Origin of the sequence: Rhizobium sp. BT03 (assembly GCF_030053155.1) — a bacterium.
Lineage (GTDB): Bacteria > Pseudomonadota > Alphaproteobacteria > Rhizobiales > Rhizobiaceae > Rhizobium.
The window spans coordinates 593,871-613,968 of record NZ_CP125640.1 but is presented as its reverse complement, the minus strand read 5'-3'; the positions used below and the strand labels follow the sequence as shown (position 1 = coordinate 613,968).

Sequence of the window (20,098 nt, the reverse complement as noted above, 5' to 3'; positions counted from 1 at the left end):
CTGCATGAAAACAAAGACCTGAAGGCCGCGGCATCAGGTCGACAGGCGCGGATCGGGAACGATCCGCGCCTGTGGCACCATTCGGCATGTGGGCCTAAGCGAGGGCTTCCGCCTGACGAAGGAAGTTCTGGAACTGCTCCTCCGGGACGAACGAACCGCCTGTCGTCCAGAGGATGTGCGTCGCCCGCGACATCTTCTTCTCGATGCCGTGCACTGTTTGGAAACGCCGGCCTTCCCTATGGCGCAAAAGGAAGTCCGGGCCGAGCAAGGCGGCGGCGGCCGAGGGCTCCAGCTTCTGCCTTTGAGTGATCCACGCCATTCGAAGCAGCTTGAACAGATCGTCGTCGGCGGCCGTGTAGACGCCGGCGAGCATCTCTCGCATCACCTTGGCGACGAAGGCCGACATGCGGGCGACGGCCATGCCATCGGCTTCGGTCTTGTTCGTCAGGCCGACGTCGTAGACCGACACCAGTTCCTGCGAACCCGACATCATATGGACGAGGGCGCAGGGCGACTGAACCGGCTCGACGAAGAACGCGTGCACGTTGTCGCCGAAGATCGCTTTGGCGCCGAAGGCGACGCCGCCCGGCGCTCCACCAATCCCGCATGGCAGGTAGAGGAAAAGCGGGTTCTCCTCGTCGATGGTGATCCCACGCTCGTCGAGCTGCGCTGCCAGCTCCGACGCCGCTGCGCTGTAACCGAGGAACAGGTGCCGCGATTGTTCGTCGTCGACAAAATAGATCGTCGGATCGGCGCCGGCGATGTCGCGGGCGTTTTCGACGGCTGTCGTGTAGTCCGCCTCGTGCTGGATGACATCGACGCCGAGCTTCCGCAGGCGCTCGACCTTCCAGGCCTTGGCGTCGGACGACATGTGAACCGTAGCTTTGAAGCCGAGGGCGCGCGCGGCGATGCCGACGCTGAGACCCAGATTGCCGGTGCTGCCCACCGCCACGGTATAACAGGAAAATATCGCGCGGGCCTCTTCGGTTGCCAGCTTCCGGATATTTTCGCCGTCACCGAGCAGTCCGTTCTGACGGGCGAGGCCTTCGGCAAACAGGAAAACCTCGTAGACGCCGCCGCGAGCCTTGATGGAGCCGGCGACTGGCAGGTGGCTGTCGGCCTTGATGAAGACATTGCCGAACTCTCTCGTTCGATAGCCGAGTGCCTCGCGGAGCTCCTTGAGTTCCACCAGTTCGGAGCGGATCTCGCCGCCCGTATCCTTCAGTTCCGGAAAGCAGGTGGCAAGAAGCGGCGCCAGGCGCTGCCAGTTCTGGCGCGCGCTCTCCACGTCGGCCGGCGAAACCGGCAGGTCCGAGGTATCGATCGCCTGTTTCCGGTAGGACGGATTGAGCCAGAGGGTCGGCCGGCCCGCGAGAACATCGTCGCGAGCGGGGTCCGTGGGCAGTATCGTGTTCATGGACATTTCCATTCGTGAGCCGGGCAGCGGTGGGTCAGTGTCTTAGGACGCGGGCGAGGAAAGAGCGAGCCCGGTCGTTTTTCGGATTGTCGAAGAACTCGTCCGGCTTTCCGACCTCGATGATCGAACCTTGGTCGATGTAGACGACACGGTCGGCAACCTCTCTTGCGAACCCCATTTCATGCGTCACGACCATCATCGTCATGCCTTCGGCGGCCAGTTCCCGCATAACATCAAGGACTTCGCCGACCATTTCCGGATCGAGCGCGCTGGTGGGCTCGTCGAACAGCATCACATGCGGCTCCATGGCCAGCGAGCGCGCAATGGCCACGCGTTGCTGCTGGCCGCCGGACAGTTGACTGGCATATTTGTGCGCATGCGCCTTGAGGCCGACTCGGCCGAGAAGCTTCACAGCGGTCGCTTCGGCTTCTTCCCGTGACTTCCTGCGAACGCGCATCGGCGCAATGGTGATATTGTCCAGCACGGTCTTGTGCGGGAACAGGCCGAACTGTTGAAACACCATGCCGACGCCCTTGCGGATCGCCGCGAGTTCGCGTTCGCCGCCGAGCTTCCGGTCCGCCTCGACCGGCATTTCATAGCCGTCCACCACGAGGCTGCCGTTCTGGTACATTTCGAGGCCGTTGACGCAGCGGATCAGGGTCGATTTTCCTGAGCCGCTGGCCCCGAGGATGACCATCACTTCACCGCGTGTGACGGCGAGATCGATGTCCTTGAGCACATGGTGAGCGCCGTAGAACTTGTTCATGCTTTTCATTTCGACGATGGCGTTCATCGTGATGTCTCCGTGTTGGAACAGCTCACCGGGCGCTCGTTGCCATATGGTCTTCGAGCTTTCTGGCGGCATAGGTGATCATCGAGCCGACCAGGAAATAGGTGACGAGCAGGAACGAGAGGACTTCGAAGGTCCGGTCGCCATATTGGGGATTCGCCAGGATCATCTGCCCCGCGCGGAGAAAATCCGTCAGTCCGATGATGAAGACGAGCGGCGCCGAGTTGAAGATATCGAGGACGTTGCCGACCAGCGGAGCGACCACGACCCGGAGCGCCTGCGGCAGAACGATCGAGCGGTTGATGTCGAATTCGCTCATGCCGAGAGACCTTGCGGCCTCGATCTGGGCGCGGGGAACCGCCTGAAGGCCGCTGCGGACGTATTCGGCGACGTAGGCGGAATAGAAGACCGTGAACCCGATCATGCCGCGCGCGACGTCAGCCAGTCCCCACTGCGGCGCAAGGACCGGCATGAGGATCCAGATCCAGTAAACGACGAGGATGAGCGGGACCGACCGCATCACCTCGATGTACCAGGTGCAGATGATCCTGAGACTTGAGAGCCGGCTCTGCCGTCCGAACGCGAGCAGGATGCCGATCGGCAGAGACAGGACCGACGTCACCAGCGTCAGGAGCACACTGAGAAGAAGTCCGCCCCAGAGCCCCACGCCCGGAGAGGCCATGACCGCCACAACGACGATGAAGCCGGTGAACGCCGCGGCAGGCATCACCTTCCTGGACAATGGCATATACGACGTCAGCACCCAGCCCAGCATCGTCGCGCCGACGACGCCTGCTGCCGGCAGTGCATTGCCCGGATCGCCATGATCGACGATCAAAAGCAGCAACGGCACGACAACGAGTACGAGACCGTGATGGGGCTTGAACGAAAACACGCAGCCGAGACCGGCGCCGAGTATCGCGCCGATGATCGCTGACGCCGTCCATGCCCGCCACGCCTGATCAGCGGGGAATATGCCAATCATCAACACCCGCAGGCTCGCTGCGATGATGTCCCACCGTGCCGTGGTCAGCGCCCAGTCAAAGATGGAATAGGCGAGCCAGAGAACACCAGGGATGACCAGTAGCGACAGGACGACGTCGAAAGGCTTTCCAAAGAGGTTGTGACGGGTCCAGTTGATCGAGGCGGTGATCATCGCGACACTCCCATTGGGTTGAGACGGCGGTTCGCCCAGTACACGGCCGAACTGATGATCCAGCTGAGGATCAGGTAGGACGCCATGACGATGATGATGCCTTCGAGGCTGTGACCGGTCTGATTGGCGATCGTGCCGTAGATGTTGAACAGATCCGGATATCCGACCGCGATCCCGAGCGCGGTGTTCTTGGTCAGGCTGATATACTGGTTGCCGAAAGAGGGGAGAACGACACGGAATACTTGAGGAAGGACGATGTCGTTGACGGTGTCGCGTCGGCTGAGGCCGAGCGACCCCGCGGCTTCCCACTGGGCCTTCGGAAGAGCGTCGATCGCGCCGCGGACGATCTCGGCAATGAAGGAAGCGCTGTTCACGACGACGGCAAGCAGGAGAGCCGCCATCTCAGGGCTTATGCTGGTTCCACCGCTGGCCTTGAACTTGTTGGCGACGGGAAAATCGACGGTCATTCCGCCGGTCGCGATCAGGAGCCCGAAGCAGACGGCAGCTGCGAAAATGCATATGCGCCGCATTCCACGGATGGGGTCGAACACTGCTCCGAGAACCGACACGCATGTGGCGGTGACGAGGATGAGCGAAAGAGTGGAGACGCCGCCGCTCCAGGACAAGGTGGGAACATATATGCCTTGCTGACTGACGATAAGACCGCCGTAGAGCTTTGCTGCAGACGCCATGGGAGGAAAGCGCAGGACGACCGCGAAATACCAGAAGACGAGCTGTATGAGCAGCGGCGTGTTGCGGACGAACTCGACGATCCAGAAACAGAGGTTCCTCACCACCCAGTTGGTGGAGAGACGGCCGACGCCCAGCATCGTTCCGAGGGTCGTGCTGAGGATGATTGCCAGCAGTGCGATCTTCGCGGTGTTGAAAATGCCTGTGACGAAAGCCGACGCGATCGACATCTCCGAAGAGAACTGGGCGAGGTTGGGGACGACGCCTTCATCGGATGTCAGCGTCCATCCTTCGCTGATATCGAAGCCGGCGGTGTTGGCAAGAAACGAGAAGCTGAATCGTATGCCCTTCTCGGCAAGGCCAGCCTTGACCGCATATGCCAGCATGCCGAGCAGCACGACGACCAGAGCGACGATTCCGAGCTGGATCGCTTCGTGCCGGATGCGATTGCGCAGGCGCCGCGACCTCAGTCTATCGCTCTCTGCCATGCCGCGGATCGCACTCGTTTCGTGGATTGTCATGTTCAGGCTCCAAGAGCTTGGGGGGCGAAACGTTGTGGTTCCGACCCCCGGAAGGCATCAGTTCCAGAGCGGCGAGTAGATGGCGCCGCCCTGCGTCCACAAGGCGTTCGGCGTGCCCTTGCGGTCGAGATACATCTTGGTCTTCGGGCCTAGGTTGCGATCATAGGCCTCGCCGTAGTTGCCGACGGCTTTGATCGCCTGAGCAATGAAGTCGTCGGAGAGGCCGAAGTCCTTGCCGTAGCCGCCGCCATTGCTGCCGAGGAACTTCTGAATGAAGGGGTCCTCGCTCTTCAGCTTTTCGGCCAGATTAGCCTGGGTGATCCCGGACTCCTCTGCCTGGAAGAGGCCGTATTCGATCCAGCGCAGCGCGTTGCGCCACTTGGAGTCGTTGGCAGCCACGAAGCCACCGAACGGGGATTTGTCCAGCGTGTCCGGGAGGATCACATAGTCGGCCGGCTTTGGCGCGTTCCCCGCCCAGGCGGCAAGGGCTGATTTGTCGGTGCTCATCGCGTTGCAGCGCCCCGAGTTGAGAGCGGAGAAAAGCTTCTCGAGGTTTTCATAGGTCAGAACCTTGGAATCCTTCCAGCCACGCGCTTTGAAAGCGGCAGCCAGAACGGTCTCGGTGGCCGATCCCTGGGTGGTGCAGATCGTTGCGCCATCGAGGTTTGCGAATTCCTTGATCCCGGCATCGGTTTTCACCATGAGGCCGGTACCGTCGTAGAAGTTGATTGGCAGGAAATCGATCGCGATCGACGATTCGCGCGCCGGTTTGATCGTGGTGTGGGCGAAGACGACATCGACCTGGCCGGTAAGGACTGCGTCAAAGCGGCTCTTGTCGGTCACCGTGATGAACTTGACCTTGGAGGCGTCGCCGAGAACGCCGGCGGCAACCGCTTTGCAGAAGTCGACGTCGAGCCCTTCCATCTGTCCGGTCGTGGTATTGAGATATCCGAATCCGGGAGCGGTGTTGTCGGTGCCGCAGTTGAGCACACCGCGCTGCTTGACCGTGTCGAGAACGGAAGCGGAAGCATTGGCAGCCGTGAACGCAACGCCTGCGAAAACGCCGGCAGTCAGGATTTTGAGTAGTTTCATCGAAGTTCCCCTTTCGGATCGCATAGTGACGGTGACGCCAAATCAATGAGCGATGGCTCGATCGAAAGTCCGGTAAGACGCTGGAGGCGTTATCGCCTTTCTGACTGCGCCGTTCCCACTATTGGCCAAGGTCTGCGTGCGATCCTCGCTCCCAGTCCCATCAATTGGCAGATGGAGAGTAGGAGCGGGGTCACTTCAAATCTACTTAATTCTCTTGAGGTAATACATTAGGAAATCTGTTGTTTTGTTGCCTCAACACCGCATTGAGGTGCTCGGCATGGGGCTTGTTGCGCCGGCATCCGGCGTCAAGACAGGGGCGGCTTCTCGGCCATTCGGTCAAGGAACACCTGAAGGGCCGGACTGCGCTTTTCCTCTTTGCGGAAGGCGATAAATATCCTCCGGCGGATTTCCGGAACGAGCCTGCAGACCCAGACGTCTTCGAGATCGTAGCTCGCGCGCAGGCCAGGCAGGATCGAGATACCGTAATTCTGCCGGATCAGCGCGATGGTCACTTCGAAACCTTTGCACCTCGCCACGATGTTGGGCTTGAAGCCCTCTTCCTGACAGGCTTCCACCAGCATCCTCGTATAGGTGTCGGACGCGGTGTCGATCGCCCACCGGTCCTCCCGAAGCTCATGCAGGCCGACAGTTGGCCGCTCCGACAGCCTGTGATCCCTCGAGACCATGACGTTGAACACGTCCTCCATCAGGAAAATCGTCTCGATGTTGGGATCGAGCGCGCCGGTCGGCATGTTCAGGTCATCGATAATCGCGACATCAGTCTGCCAACTCCGCAGCGCGGCGACGCTTTCGCCGGGCTCCATTTCTTCGAACTGGACGATGAGGTGAGGGTGCCGTTCGGCGAGATCATAGACGACCTTCGGAATGACCGCGGCGGCTACGGAAGGGAACGCAGCCACCCGAAGCTCGCCGGAAACGACGCTTTTCAATTCGGCGATGTCTGCTTTCGCCGATTCGATTTCGATGAGAATCTTCTCCGCGCGCAGCACCAGCTGCTGGCCGGCAGGTGTCATGACAACGCCCCGCCCGCGTCGCTCGACGAGCCGTAAGCCAACCTCCTCTTCGAGTAGCGCAATTTGCTGCGACACTGCCGACGGCGAAACGTGCAAGGCTTCCGCCACCGCGGCCATGGTCTTGCGGATGGATAGTTCGCGCAGTGCTCGCAGACGTCCGATGTCCATAACGATCTCCTTAGCGGAATCGTTAGCACGGCTGAACGTATAAGCAAATATTATTAACTTTTTCTGGTGTGTCGGTCGATCTAGGTTCTCATCAAATTTCGAGGAATTGGAGAACTTTGATGACCAACGCTGCAAGGGTGCATTTCAACACCACCGTCCAGGAGGCTGATCCACTCGTCGCCGATGCTCTCGCCTCCGAGCGGGCCCGACAGCAGAATCAGATCGAGCTCATCGCCTCGGAGAATATCGTCAGCCGCGCGGTTCTGGACGCCTTGGGCCATGAGATCACCAACAAGACGCTCGAAGGCTACCCAGGCAACCGTTTCCACGGTGGCGGACAGTTTGTGGACATTGCGGAGCAGGCCGCAATCGACCGCGCGAAGCAGCTGTTCAACTGCGGCTATGCCAACGTCCAGCCTCACTCGGGGACGCAGGCCAACCTTGCCGTCTTCTTCCTGCTGCTGAAGCCGGGCGAAAAGGTGCTTTCGCTGGACCTCGCGGCAGGCGGCCATCTGTCGCACGGCATGAAGGCGAACTTGTCGGGCCGCTGGTTTGACGCCAGCAATTACAACGTCAATCCGCAGAACGAGGTCATCGACCTTGATGAGATGGAGCGCATCGCCGAAGAGATCCGCCCGAAGCTGCTGATCACCGGCGGCTCCGCATATCCGCGCGAACTCGACTTCGAGCGCATGTCAAAAATCGCAAAGAAGGTCGGCGCCCACTTCCTGGTTGACATGGCCCACATCGCCGGCCTCGTTGCCGGCGGCGTTCATCCTTCGCCATTCCCGCATGCCGACATCGTGACGTGCACCACCACGAAGACGCTGCGCGGTCCGCGTGGCGGCCTGATCCTCACCAACAACGAGGAATGGTACAAGAAGCTGCAAGCCGCGGTGTTTCCCGGCGTCCAGGGGTCGCTGCATAGCAACGTTCTGGCCGCCAAGGCGATCTGCCTGGGGGAAGCCCTCCGCGACGATTTCAAGCTCTACGCCCGCCAGGTCGTTGAAAACGCAAAAGTCCTCGCCGAAACGCTTGCGGATCGTGGCGTTCGCATCGTTTCCGGCGGCACCGACACCCACATCATCCTGCTCGATCTGTCGAGCAAGGGACTGCTTGGAAAGCAGGCTGAGACGCTGCTCGCCAAGGCGAACATCACATCCAACAAGAACCCGATCCCCGGCGACAGCCCCCGTCCTCCGGAGTGGGTCGGCATGCGCCTTGGCTCCTCCGCTGCGACGACACGTGGCTTGAAGGAGGAGGAATTCCGGGTTCTCGGCCATGTCATCGCGGATCTCATTGACGCCGAGACAGAGGGCAGGACCGACGAGATCGTCGGAACTGCCAGGGCGAAGATCGCGGAACTGACCGAGAAGTTCCCGGTCTACGGCCACTAAGGCAACGTACCCAGGATGCGGAAATGCCCCGCCCACATCTCCGGGCGCGGCATTTTGCTGGTTCGAGCTTGGATGCAATGGAGCACCCCATGGGAATGGACAGATTCACACGCGCCGCAAACATCGATGGCAAAGAGTACGCAGCAGGGCTCCTGCAGCGCATCAAGGCCGATGTCGAAACGCTGGAGGCAACGACTGGAGCCGTTCCCGGTCTGGCCGTCGTTCTGGTGGGGCACGACCCGGCAAGCGCAATTTATGTGGCTTCAAAGCACCGTCAGACGGTTGCCGCCGGAATGAAGTCCTTCGAATATCGGCTTGCTCCGGAAACCACCCAGGGCGAGCTTCTTGACCTCGTGCATCACCTTAACAACGATACAGAAGTGCATGGAATTCTTGTGCAGTTGCCGCTGCCGGCGCATTTGGATCCGAACGCCGTGATCCAGGCCATCAATCCCGACAAGGATGTCGACGGCTTCCATGTGTCGAATGCGGGCCGCCTTGCCACCGGCAACCCAGCTTTGGTTCCCTGCACCCCGCTCGGCTGCATGATGCTCATCAAGGATACGCTCGGCGAGAGCCTCTCCGGCCTTCATGCCGTCATCGTCGGCAAGTCCAACATCGTTGGAAAGCCGATGGCGCAGATGCTGATGAATGCCCACTGCACCGTCACGGTCGTTCACTCGCAGACAAGGAACGCGGCAGAACTTTGCCGGGCGGCCGACATTCTTGTCGTCGCGGCCGGTCGCGCGGGCCTCGTTCGGGGTGACTGGATCAAACCCGGCGCCGTCGTGATCGACGTCGGCATCAACCGGATCCAGGACGGCGAGAAATCGCGGATCGTCGGCGACGTGGCATATGGCGAAGCCGGCCACGCGCGGGCCATCACGCCGGTGCCGGGCGGCGTCGGCCCGATGACGATCGCATGCCTGCTGTCCAACACGCTGACGGCATTCCGCCGCCATCACGCGATGATCACCGCGGCCTGAGACGACGAACAAGGAGATAGACATGACCACCACGGCTCCCCGCTACGCTCTGCGTGCCGCATGCCCGTCGATCCGCGGCGTGACGGCCGCCATCGCCGGCTATCTCTCCCAGAACGGCTGCAACATCTCCGACAGCGCGCAATTCGACGACGCCGACACCGGACGCTATTTCATGCGGATCAGCTTCCAGCCGCATGACGGACATACGCTTGACCAGCTTCGTCAAGGTTTCGAACCGATCGCCGGGAAGTTCGAGGCGAGTGCCGAATTTTTCGATGAGAGCGAAAAGAAGAAGGTGATCCTTATGGTGAGCCGCTTCGGCCACTGCCTCAACGATCTCCTCTACCGCTGGCGCATCGGGGCGCTGCCGATCGACATCGTCGGCGTGATCTCCAACCACACGGATTACCAGCGGGTCGTCGTGAACCACGACATCCCATTCCACTGCATCAAGGTGACGAGGGAAAACAAGCCTGAGGCCGAGGCGAAGCAGATGCAGATCGTCGAGGACTCACGCGCCGAACTGATCGTGCTGGCCCGCTACATGCAGGTCCTGTCCGATGACATGTGCCGCAAGATGTCCGGGCGGATCATCAACATCCACCACTCCTTCCTGCCGAGTTTCAAGGGCGCCAATCCCTATAAGCAGGCATTCGAACGGGGCGTGAAGCTCATCGGCGCGACATCGCACTACGTCACCGCAGACCTCGACGAAGGCCCGATCATCGAGCAGGACATCGTCCGCGTGACGCATGCACAGAGCGGCGAGGACTATGTCAGCCTCGGCCGTGACGTCGAAAGCCAGGTGCTCGCCCGAGCCATCCACGCCCATATCCACGGCCGGGTGTTCATCAACGGCAACAAGACCGTCGTATTCCCGGCTTCACCCGGCTCCTACGCGTCGGAGCGCATGGGTTGACCGCTGCTTAGCCCACGCTCATGTCACGATGCGGGATTGCCCATATTCGTGGGCAACTCTCCTTAGTGACGGAACGCGATCCTGCGCGGCTTGACAATGTGGGGGCGTGCGTTGCATTTTCGCCACATTGCGTTGCTTAAAGGTCACGCAGGGTTTTGGACATTCGCTCCCGATCGAGTCGTTGCAGCGCTGGCTTTCTTGAGCCGGCGTTCTTTGGTTTCGATCGGATGGCGAGGGCGGCGGATGCCGTCCGAAGAGAGGCCGAATGACGCAGGATGGGGTATCGCCGGCGGCGGCGGGCGAGGCGGTGACCACGGTGACCGATCGCCGCGCCCTTTTCGCCGTGCCCGGCCTGGTGCTCGCCGGCGGCGCGCTCCTCTGCGCCACGGCCACACTTTTCGTACTGCTCGGTCTCACCCCGATCGCGCCGAGTTCGCATGTCGTCATCACCTCGGTGATCGTCAACTCCTTCTTCGTCCTGACGCTGCTGGCGCTGATTGCCCGTGAGGTGGCAAGGCTGCTCAAGGCGCGCACCCGGGGCAGGGCGGCGGCACGCCTGCATATCCGCATCGTCGTGCTCTTCTCGATCGTCGCGATCACGCCGGCGATTCTCGTCGCCATCTTTGCCAGCATCACGCTGAATGCCGGTCTCGACCGCTGGTTTGCACTGCGCACCCAGTCGATCGTCAGTTCGTCGCGCAATATCGGCCAGGCCTATATGATGGAAAACGCCAGCTACCTGCAGGGGCAGACGGTTTCCATGGCCAACGACCTGGAGCGCAACCGCGCACTCTACAGCCTCGACCGGACGGGCTTTGCCGACCTGATGACCCGCCAGGCGAGGGGCCGCGGCCTGCTCGGCTCCTTCCTCGTCGAGCGCGACGGCTCGGTGATCGTCCAGGCCGACATCGCCACCGAAAAGCCGTTGCCGGCGATTCCGCAGGACGCGCTGGAGAAGGCCGCTGCCGGCCAGCCGACGCTGATTCCGCCCGGCGTTACCAACCTCGTCGGCGCCATCATCAAGCTCGATGCCATCCAGGGCACCTTCCTCTATACGGTGCGCGCCGTCGATCCCAAGGTCATGGGCGCCATGCGCATGATGGAGGAGAACGCTACCGAATACCGGTCGATGGAAGCCAACCGCTTCTCGCTGCAGATCGCCTTCGCCGTGCTCTATATCGGCTTCGCGCTGATCGTGCTGCTCGCGGCGATCTGGACGGCGATCGCGGTTGCCGACCGCATCGTCCGGCCGATCCGGCTCTTGATCACCGCGGCCGACAGCGTCGCATCGGGCAATATGGATATCGTCGTGCCGGTGCACGCCGTCGATGGCGACGTTGCCAATCTGTCGCGCACCTTCAACAAGATGATCTCGGAAATCCGCACCCAGCGCGACGAGATCCTCGAGGCCAAGGACGAGGTCGACGACCGCCGCCGCTTCATCGAGGCGGTGCTGTCTGGTGTTACCGCCGCCGTCATCGGCGTCGAGCATGACCGCCGCATCGCCATCGTCAACAGTTCGGCCGAAACGTTGATGTCGCTGTCGGCCGATGAGATGCTCGGCAAGCAGCTGGCCGACATCGCGCCCGAGGTCGATCAGGTGCTGACCGAGGCGGCGTCGCGTCATCGCGGCGATTTCCGCAAGCAGATCGCGCTCGTGCGCGGCGGCACGGTGCGCACACTGAGCGTGCAGGTCACCCGCGAGGAAGTGCGCGATATGAGCGAATCCTACGTGATCACGCTCGACGACATCACTGATCTCGTCATCGCCCAGCGCTCGACCGCCTGGGGCGACGTGGCAAGACGCATCGCTCATGAGATCAAGAACCCGCTGACGCCGATCCAGCTGTCCGCCGAGCGCATCCAGCGCCGTTACGGCAAGCAGATCGACCCGGACGACCGAACCGTCTTCGATCAGTGCACCGATACGATCATCCGCCAGGTCGGCGATATCGGCCGCATGGTCGACGAATTCTCCGCCTTCGCCCGCATGCCGAAGCCGACCAAGGAGCCGAGCGACCTGCGCGATATCCTGCGCGACGCGATCTTCCTGCGCGAGATGGGCAACAACCACGTCACCTTCGGGCAGGATTTCGGGGACCAGCCGCTGGAGGGCCTGTTCGACAGCCGCATGCTCGGCCAGGCTTTCGGAAATCTGATCAAGAATGCCGTTGAGGCGATCGAGGCCGTGCCGAGCGACGAACGGGACGAGCGCAAAATTCTGGTGCGGGCCGCCCTCGATGCCGGCCGCGACCGCTTCACCGTCGATGTCATCGACAATGGCCGCGGCCTGCCGGTGGAGAACCGGCACAGCATTCTGGAACCCTATATGACGATGCGTGAGAAGGGCACCGGCCTCGGTCTCGCCATCGTCAAGAAGATCATCGAAGAACATGGCGGGCAGCTCGAGCTGCATGATGCGCCCGCCGATTTTGACCGGGGAAGAGGGGCCATGATCCGCGTGCATCTGCCACGCCGGGATTCGACGCCCGCCTCTCCCGCAGCCAATGACAAGGAAAGCGTTTATGGCCTCTGATATTCTCGTCGTCGACGACGAGCACGATATTCGCGAGATCGTTTCCGGCATTCTCTCGGATGAGGGACACGAGACGCGCACGGCCCATGACAGCGACAGTGCGCTGGCGGCAATATCAGACCGGGTGCCGCGGCTGATCTTCCTCGATATCTGGATGCAGGGCAGCAAGCTCGACGGTCTTTCGCTGCTTGACGAGATCAAGACCCGCCATCCGGATCTGCCGGTGGTGATGATCTCGGGCCATGGCAACATCGAGACCGCCGTCTCGGCGATCAAGCGCGGCGCGTTCGATTTCATCGAAAAGCCTTTCAAGGCCGACCGGCTGATCCTGATCGCCGAACGGGCGCTGGAGAATTCCAAGCTGAAGCGCGAGGTCTCCGAACTGAAGCGCCGCACCGGCGACGCGCTGGAGCTGATCGGCACCTCGGTCGCCGTGTCGCAGCTGCGCCAGACCATCGAGAAGGTCTCGCCGACCAACAGCCGCATCATGATCCTCGGCGCATCCGGCTCCGGCAAGGAGCTGGTGGCGCGGATGATCCACAAGAAGTCGACCCGCGCTAACGGCCCCTTCGTGGCGATCAACGCCGCCAACATCACGCCCGATCGTATGGAGGTGGCGCTGTTCGGTACCGAGGGCACGCCCGGCCAGGCGCGTAAGATCGGCGCGCTCGAGGAAGCCCATCGCGGCATCCTCTATCTCGACGAGGTCGGCGAGATGCCGCGCGAAACGCAGAACAAGATCCTGCGCGTGCTGGTCGATCAGCAGTTCGAGCGCGTCGGCGGCTCCAAGCGCGTCAAGGTCGATGTCCGCATCATCTCTTCGACCGCCTATAACCTCGAAAGCCGTATCACCGAGGGATGGTTCCGCGAGGATCTCTATCATCGCCTGGCCGTCGTGCCGGTGCGGGTGCCGGCGCTGGCCGAGCGGCGCGAGGACATCCCCTTCCTCGTCGATCAGCTGATGCGCCAGATTTCCGAGCAGGCCGGCATTCGCCCGCGCCGCATCGGCGACGACGCCATGGCGGTGCTGCAGGCGCATGATTGGCCCGGCAACATCCGCCAGCTGCGCAACAATATCGAGCGGCTGATGATCCTTGCCCGTACCGACGGCCCGGACGCGCCGATCACCGCCGACATGCTGCCGACCGATCTCGGCGACATGCTGCCGAAGGTGTCGGCCAAGAACGATTATCACATCATGACGCTGCCGCTGCGCGAAGCCCGCGAGATGTTCGAGAAGGATTATCTGATCGCCCAGATCAACCGCTTCGGCGGCAATATCTCACGCACTGCCGAATTCGTCGGCATGGAGCGTTCGGCGCTGCACCGCAAGCTGAAGTCGCTCGGCGTCTGATCTTTCCGGCGCGGCCATTGCCGCGCCGCATTTCCTTATAGCTTTCTGCAAGACCAGGTTTCCCATGCCGAGAATTGCCTATGTGAATGGCCGTTACGTCAAGCATTCCGATGCGAGCGTCCATATCGAGGACCGCGGCTACCAGTTCGCCGATGGCGTCTACGAGGTTTGCGAGGTACGTCACGGCTATATCGTCGACCTCACGCGCCATCTGAACCGTCTCGACCGTTCGCTCGGTGAGCTCAGCATCGCCTGGCCGATGAGCCGGGCGGCGCTGACGCAGGTCATCCGCGAGACTCTGCGCCGCAACCACGTCCGCAACGGGCTTTTCTATATGCAGGTGACGCGCGGCGTGGCGCGCCGCGATCATGTCTTTCCGGCCGAGGGCACGCCGCCGTCGCTTGTCATCACCGCCAAGAGCACCGATCCCAAAATCATCGCCGCCAAGAATGCCAACGGCATCAGGGCGATCACCGTTACCGACAATCGCTGGGACCGCGTCGACATCAAATCCGTCGGCCTGCTGCCGAATGCCATGGCCCGCCAGCAGGCCAAGGAGGCCGGCGCCCAGGAAGCGATCTATGTCGACGCCGACGGCATGGTGAAGGAAGGGGCCGCGACCAATATCTGGATCGTCGATTCCGAGGGAATGCTGGTGACGCGGCCGGCCGAACACGGCATCCTGCGCGGCATTACCCGCACCACCTTAATAGATGTCGCAGCCAAGCTCGGCCTTGAAATCGCCGAGCGGAATTTCTCGGTTTCCGAGATGCTCGCGGCCCGCGAGGTCTTCCTCACCGCAGCCACAAGTATTTGTTTTCCGGTCGTTTCCGTCGATGACCAGACGATCGCCAACGGTCATCCGGGCAGCGTTTCGCAGAAAGTCCGCGAAGCCTTTTTCGACGTTGCGGAAAAGATTGCGATTTGATACCAAGATTTGCTGGACGGGTGGAATGAGGGTGCCACCGGTCTTTCATGGTGAGGTTGATTGATACTCCACCGGCCAGCTCAGGTCGGCAATAAAGAAAGAAGCGGCGCGATGGCGGAACGTTCTCAGAATCTTCAGGATCTATTTCTTAATACTGTTCGCAAGCAAAAGATTTCCCTGACGATCTTTTTGATCAACGGCGTGAAACTCACGGGCGTTGTTACGTCTTTTGACAATTTCTGTGTTCTTCTTCGCCGTGACGGCCATTCGCAGCTCGTGTATAAGCATGCGATCTCGACGATCATGCCGGGCCAGCCCATGCAGATGTTCGAGAGCGAAGAAGCAGCGTCCTAACAGGATCAGCCGTCATTTCGACACGCGATACCAAGAACGATTCGATCATCCCTGAGGCCGCCAAGCACAGGGACGACATGCGCGCGACCGTCGTCGTGCCGGTTCTGAAATCGCGCAGCCGCGGCGGTCAGACCGAATCGGCCTCGACCCGCACGCCGGAAAGCCGCCTCGAAGAGGCGACGGGCCTTGCCCAGGCGATCGACCTCGACGTCGTCAGCGGCTCGATCGTGCCGGTCAACGACCCGCGACCGGCGACATTGCTCGGTACCGGCAAGATCGAGGAAATAAAGGCGCTGCTCGACGAGCGCGATTCCGGTCTCGTCATCGTCGATCACCCGCTGACCCCGGTGCAGCAGCGCAATCTCGAAAAGGAATGGAACGCCAAGGTCATCGACCGGACGGGCCTCATCCTCGAAATCTTCGGCCGCCGCGCCTCCACCAAGGAAGGCACGCTGCAGGTCGATCTCGCCCATCTGAATTACCAGAAGGGCCGGCTGGTTAGAAGCTGGACCCACCTTGAACGCCAGCGCGGCGGCGGCGGCTTCATGGGCGGCCCCGGCGAAACCCAGATCGAAGCCGACCGGCGGTTGCTTCAGGACCGCATCATCAAGCTCGAACGCGAGCTGGAACAGGTCGTGCGCACCCGTCAGCTCCACCGCGCCAAGCGCCGCAAGGTGCCGCACCCGATCGTGGCGCTCGTCGGTTATACCAATGCCGGCAAGTCGACGCTGTTCAACCGCATCACCGGCGCCGGCGTGCTGGCCGAAGACATGCTCTTTGCCACGCTCGACCCGACGCTGCGCCGAATGAAGTTGCCGCATGGCCGCACCGTCATCCTGTCCGACACCGTCGGCTTTATCTCCGACCTGCCGACTCATCTGGTCGCCGCCTTCCGGGCGACGCTGGAAGAGGTGCTGGAAGCCGATCTCATCCTGCATGTCCGCGATATGTCCGATCCAGACAACCAGGCGCAGAGCTCCGACGTCATGCGCATTCTCGGCGACCTCGGCATCGACGAGGCCGAAGCCGGCAAGCGGCTGATCGAGGTCTGGAACAAGATCGACCGGCTGGAGCCCGAGGTCCACGACGCCATGGTGCAGAAATCAATAGGCGCCAGCAACGTCGTCGCAGTCTCGGCCGTCAGCGGCGAGGGCGTCGACACGCTGATGGACGAGATCAGCCGCAGGCTCTCCGGCGTTATGACCGAAACCACCGTCCGCCTTCCCGTTGACAAGCTGGCGCTGCTGCCCTGGCTCTACGACCACGCGATCGTCGACGGCCGCGAGGACAATGAAGACGGCTCGATCACGCTCGATCTGCGCCTCTCCGAAACCGAAGCCACCGAACTAGAACGCCGCATCGGCAATGGGCCGAAGGCTTCGAAGGAAGATTGGGAGCGGTAGGGCACCTATTCTCTCTGGGCTCCAGCCACTGAATCGTTCGCGCTCAAGGACTTGGAAGGCGCCAAACTCACCCTCCCTCATTCCTGTGCCTGTCACAGGAATCCAGCCACCGCGCGTCTGCGCGGTGAATCACTTTTTTCAAAGCAAGTGAATATCCCGTGTCAGATGGGCCGAGAGGCGATGCCGCCGAGTGCTCACTCAGCGCCCGAGATCACAGCCCGCTCAATCGCCTTCGCCGCCTGCCAGATCTCCTCCATCCGCTCCAGGCTGGCCGCTTCCAGTGTCTCGCCTGCTGCATCAAGAACATTCTCGATGTGATTGAAACGACGCCGGAATTTCGTATTCGTTCCGCGCAGCGACTGTTCTGGATCGGCCTTCACATGCCGGCCGATATTGACCACCGCAAAGATCAGGTCGCCGAGTTCGTCGCTGACTTTTGCCCGATCACCGTCTCTCAGCGCCACCCGCAGCTCATCAATCTCTTCCTCGATCTTGTCGAGGATCGGCTCGGGCGCCGACCAGTCGAAACCGACCTTGGCGGCGCGTTCCTGCAGCTTCAGCGCTTCCGTCAAAGCCGGAAAGCTGCGCTGCACCGATCCCAGGAAGCCGCCCTTGAAATCCTCGGTAATCCCGCGCCTTGCCCGGCGCTCGGCGCGATCGCGTTTTTCCGCCTGCTTGATTTCGTCCCACTGGATCTTCACCGCGTCCGGTGTGTCGGCTGCCGAGCGGGCGAAGACATGCGGGTGGCGGCGGATCATCTTGGTGGTGATGGCGTTGACGACGTCGCCGAAGGAGAATTCGCCGGCCTCCTCGGCCATGCGGGCATGGAATACCACCTGCAGCAGCAGGTCGCCCAGCTCGTCGCAGAGATCGTCCATATCGCCGCGCTCGATCGCGTCGGAGACCTCATAGGCTTCCTCGATCGTATAGGGTTTGATCGTCTGAAAATTCTGCTCGATGTCCCAGGGGCAGCCGGTTTCGGGATGGCGTAGCGCCGCCATGATCTCGATCAGCCGGGAAATATCTTTGGAAGGTTCCATGGTGCCTCAGTTGAGCGGGACTCAGTTAAGGGGAATATCGTTGGTGCTCTTCGACGACTGGTAGGTCGTGGAAAGCGCGTCGTAGCGGGCCTTGATGCGGGCGGTCTGCGCCGTGAGCGCGGTCTTCGGCTGAGCCTCTTCGGTCTCGACGAGATCGGCGATGGCAAAGCTATTCCAGAAGCCGTTTTGCCTGCGATAGCCGCCGGGTTCAAGTCCGAAGACCTCCTTGAGGATCTTCAGGTCGTGCGGAATGGCGAAGGCATCGCGGGAATCCTCATGGCTGAAGAAATAATAGAAATTGTCGAAGCCCGCCCAGGTGATCGCCGACATGCACATGGTGCAGGGTTCGTGCGTCGACAGGAAGATCAGATCCTTGGTCGCCGGCTTCTCGCCGAGTTCGTAGAAGCGCTTCAGCGTATGCACCTCGCCGTGCCAGAGCGGGTTCTCCAACTCGTTATTGGTCTCGGCGACGACGAGCGATAGATCGGATTTGCGCAGGATCGCCGCGCCGAACACCTTGTTGCCCAAGGAAACGCCGTGCTCGGTCAGCGGCAGGATATCGTTCTCGATGACCGAAAGCAGGCGGGCGGCGATGGTCTTGTCAGGCATTGGCGTCTCCGGTTTCCCTCAGTCTATCGTCTTGGCGGCGCGAGCGAAATGCGACAAACGCCGGTGGACGCCGTTTGTCACAGGCTTTATACTGCGCTGCAGCAAAGAGAGTGGGATCAGGTGGTTTTCGTCAGCACGGGTGACTTTTCTCAAATCGCCGACGACGCGAGCAAAAGAATACGCGCTTGCTGGGGCTTTCGAATTTCTGTTCCTTCAATCCCTTGTCGATCACGGGCATATTCTGGCAACTTCGAAGTGGATTGATGATGTCTCCCAAGACTGAGCAGCTTTCGGTATTTCCAGCCTTCTTTCGCGTGGAAGGCCAGAAGACGGGTGTCTTCGGCAATGGCGACGAGGCTTTCGCCAAGGTGCGGCTGCTGCTCAACACGCGGGCGCGGATCGTTGCCTATGCCGACAGGCCGGAAGCCGATTATCACGCCTTCCTGATTGCCAACCGCATCGAGACCGTACGCGCCGGCTTTTCCGCCGAGCAGGTCGCGGATTCGGCACTGGTTTTCGCCGCCACCGGCGATGAAGCCGAGGATCGCGAGATCGTCGATGCCGCCCGCGCCGCCCGAATTCCGGCCAATGCCGTCGATCAGCCCGATTACTGCGATTTCTTCACCCCGGCGCTGGTCAATCGCGCCCCGGTCGCTGTAGCGATCGGCACCGAAGGGGCAGGGCCAGTTTTGGCGCAGATGATCCGGGCGCAGATCGACCAGCTTCTTTCGCCCTCGCTCGGCCGCCTTGCCGGGCTGGCAACGAGCTACCGCAAGGCCGTCGACCAACTGATCCCCAGAGGCGTCTCCCGCCGGGTCTTCTGGCGCCGTTTCTTCTCCGGTTCCGTTGCCGATGCGGTCGCCAACGGCAACCTGCCGCAGGCCCGCCACGCCGCCGACCGGCTATTGGGGTCGATGGACAAAGTCGCCGGCCACGTCTGGCTGGTCGGCGCCGGCCCGGGCGCCGAGGATCTGCTGACGCTGCGCGCCCAGCGGGTCATGATGGAAGCCGATGTCATCGTCTTCGATGCGCTCGTGCCGCAGGCGATCGTCGATATGGGCCGGCGCGACGCCGAGCGGCTTTCCGTCGGCAAGCGCAAGGGCTGCCATTCGAAATCGCAGGAAGAGATCAACGACCTCCTCGTCGACCTCGGCCGCCAGGGCAAACGCGTCGTCCGCCTGAAATCAGGCGATCCGCTGGTCTATGGCCGGGCAGGCGAAGAGATGGCCGCATTGCGCGCTGCCGGCATCACCTATGAGGTCGTGCCCGGCATCACCTCGGCTTTCGCCGCCGCTGCCGATTTCGAGCTGCCGCTGACGCTGCGCGGCGTTGCCTCCTCGCTCGTCTTCACCACGGGCCATGATCTCACCGGCGACGTGCTGCCCGATTGGGCAAGCCTTGCCGTCTCGGGCGCGACGATCGCCGTCTATATGGGCCGCACGGTTGCCGCCTCGGTCGCCGAGCGGCTGATGCAGGCCGGCATTCCCTCCGAGACCACAGTCGCCGTTATCGAAAATGCCAGCCGCGCGGAGCGCCGTCTGCTGCATGGCACGCTTGCCGATCTTCCCGATCTGCAGCACCGTGACGAGTTGACGGGACCGGTCATGGTCATTATCGGCGATGCGGTTGCCGGCGCCAATTTCGAACTGTCCGAGCCGCTGGTGCGTGCGAACGCCCGGCTCGAGGAACTTGCAAGGAGCTGAA

Annotated in this window: 17 protein-coding genes; 9 read left to right on the top strand and 8 right to left on the bottom strand. The window is 61.8% G+C overall.

The annotated features are described in order from the left end of the window. Window positions 1-94: 94 nt before the first annotated feature. The 6 genes from QMO80_RS02950 to QMO80_RS02925 form a co-directional block, all read right to left on the bottom strand. Entirely contained in the window at window positions 95-1,417 is a 1,323-nt protein-coding gene (locus QMO80_RS02950) for a D-serine ammonia-lyase (protein WP_283198833.1), read from the bottom strand. Between the two features lie 34 nt (window positions 1,418-1,451). Then, window positions 1,452-2,210, bottom strand: a complete 759-nt coding sequence (locus QMO80_RS02945; RefSeq protein ID WP_283198832.1) for an amino acid ABC transporter ATP-binding protein — start codon at window positions 2,208-2,210, stop codon at window positions 1,452-1,454. Window positions 2,211-2,235: 25 nt separating this feature from the next. Further along, complete coding sequence (locus QMO80_RS02940; protein ID WP_283198831.1) at window positions 2,236-3,363, bottom strand: amino acid ABC transporter permease; 1,128 nt, start codon at window positions 3,361-3,363, stop codon at window positions 2,236-2,238. Then, window positions 3,360-4,574 carry an ABC transporter permease subunit gene (locus QMO80_RS02935; RefSeq protein WP_283198830.1) on the bottom strand — a complete coding sequence of 405 codons (1,215 nt, stop codon included), beginning with the start codon at window positions 4,572-4,574 and terminating at the stop codon, window positions 3,360-3,362. Before QMO80_RS02935 ends, QMO80_RS02940 begins: the two co-directional genes overlap by 4 nt. Before the next feature lie 57 nt (window positions 4,575-4,631). Next, on the bottom strand, window positions 4,632-5,666 hold the full coding sequence (locus QMO80_RS02930; protein WP_283198829.1) for a transporter substrate-binding domain-containing protein: 1,035 nt from the start codon (window positions 5,664-5,666) through the stop codon (window positions 4,632-4,634). Window positions 5,667-5,971: 305 nt separating this feature from the next. After that, window positions 5,972-6,868: a LysR family transcriptional regulator gene (locus QMO80_RS02925; RefSeq protein WP_283198828.1), complete on the bottom strand. Its 897-nt coding sequence runs from the start codon at window positions 6,866-6,868 to the stop codon at window positions 5,972-5,974. 119 nt (window positions 6,869-6,987) lie between these two features. On the opposite strand from QMO80_RS02925, the gene glyA reads away from it, so the two are divergent. The 8 genes from glyA to hflX all read left to right on the top strand — a co-directional run bounded on the left by glyA (window position 6,988) and on the right by hflX (window position 16,745). Continuing rightward, window positions 6,988-8,265 carry a serine hydroxymethyltransferase gene (gene glyA, locus QMO80_RS02920; RefSeq protein ID WP_283198827.1) on the top strand — a complete coding sequence of 426 codons (1,278 nt, stop codon included), beginning with the start codon at window positions 6,988-6,990 and terminating at the stop codon, window positions 8,263-8,265. A gap of 89 nt (window positions 8,266-8,354) precedes the next feature. Then, a complete protein-coding gene (gene folD / locus QMO80_RS02915; RefSeq protein ID WP_283198826.1) occupies window positions 8,355-9,251 on the top strand; it encodes a bifunctional methylenetetrahydrofolate dehydrogenase/methenyltetrahydrofolate cyclohydrolase FolD in 897 nt (298 codons plus the stop codon). Window positions 9,252-9,273: 22 nt separating this feature from the next. Continuing rightward, complete coding sequence (gene purU, locus QMO80_RS02910; protein WP_283198825.1) at window positions 9,274-10,170, top strand: formyltetrahydrofolate deformylase; 897 nt, start codon at window positions 9,274-9,276, stop codon at window positions 10,168-10,170. 265 nt (window positions 10,171-10,435) lie between these two features. Next, window positions 10,436-12,706, top strand: coding sequence for a PAS domain-containing sensor histidine kinase (locus QMO80_RS02905; RefSeq protein ID WP_283198824.1), 2,271 nt, complete (start codon window positions 10,436-10,438; stop codon window positions 12,704-12,706). Further along, a complete protein-coding gene (locus QMO80_RS02900; protein WP_003586617.1) occupies window positions 12,696-14,060 on the top strand; it encodes a sigma-54 dependent transcriptional regulator in 1,365 nt (454 codons plus the stop codon). Before QMO80_RS02905 ends, QMO80_RS02900 begins: the two co-directional genes overlap by 11 nt. Before the next feature lie 64 nt (window positions 14,061-14,124). Further along, window positions 14,125-14,988 carry a D-amino-acid transaminase gene (locus QMO80_RS02895; RefSeq protein ID WP_283198823.1) on the top strand — a complete coding sequence of 288 codons (864 nt, stop codon included), beginning with the start codon at window positions 14,125-14,127 and terminating at the stop codon, window positions 14,986-14,988. A 111-nt stretch (window positions 14,989-15,099) separates the two neighbouring features. Next, complete coding sequence (gene hfq, locus QMO80_RS02890) at window positions 15,100-15,342, top strand: RNA chaperone Hfq (RefSeq protein WP_003539403.1); 243 nt, start codon at window positions 15,100-15,102, stop codon at window positions 15,340-15,342. A 77-nt stretch (window positions 15,343-15,419) separates the two neighbouring features. Next, the gene (hflX, locus tag QMO80_RS02885; RefSeq protein WP_283198822.1) at window positions 15,420-16,745 is read left to right on the top strand and encodes a GTPase HflX; all 1,326 of its coding nucleotides are present in this window, start codon (window positions 15,420-15,422) and stop codon (window positions 16,743-16,745) included. Between the two features lie 194 nt (window positions 16,746-16,939). Here hflX and mazG read toward each other — a convergent pair whose 3' ends face one another. Next, window positions 16,940-17,785, bottom strand: coding sequence for a nucleoside triphosphate pyrophosphohydrolase (mazG, locus tag QMO80_RS02880; protein ID WP_283198821.1), 846 nt, complete (start codon window positions 17,783-17,785; stop codon window positions 16,940-16,942). 21 nt (window positions 17,786-17,806) lie between these two features. Then, window positions 17,807-18,394: a deaminase gene (locus tag QMO80_RS02875; RefSeq protein WP_283198820.1), complete on the bottom strand. Its 588-nt coding sequence runs from the start codon at window positions 18,392-18,394 to the stop codon at window positions 17,807-17,809. Between the two features lie 266 nt (window positions 18,395-18,660). Here QMO80_RS02875 and cysG point away from each other — a divergent pair, with 266 nt between their 5' ends. Beyond that, window positions 18,661-20,097, top strand: a complete 1,437-nt coding sequence (gene cysG, locus QMO80_RS02870; RefSeq protein WP_283200096.1) for a siroheme synthase CysG — start codon at window positions 18,661-18,663, stop codon at window positions 20,095-20,097. Window position 20,098: the final 1 nt, after the last annotated feature.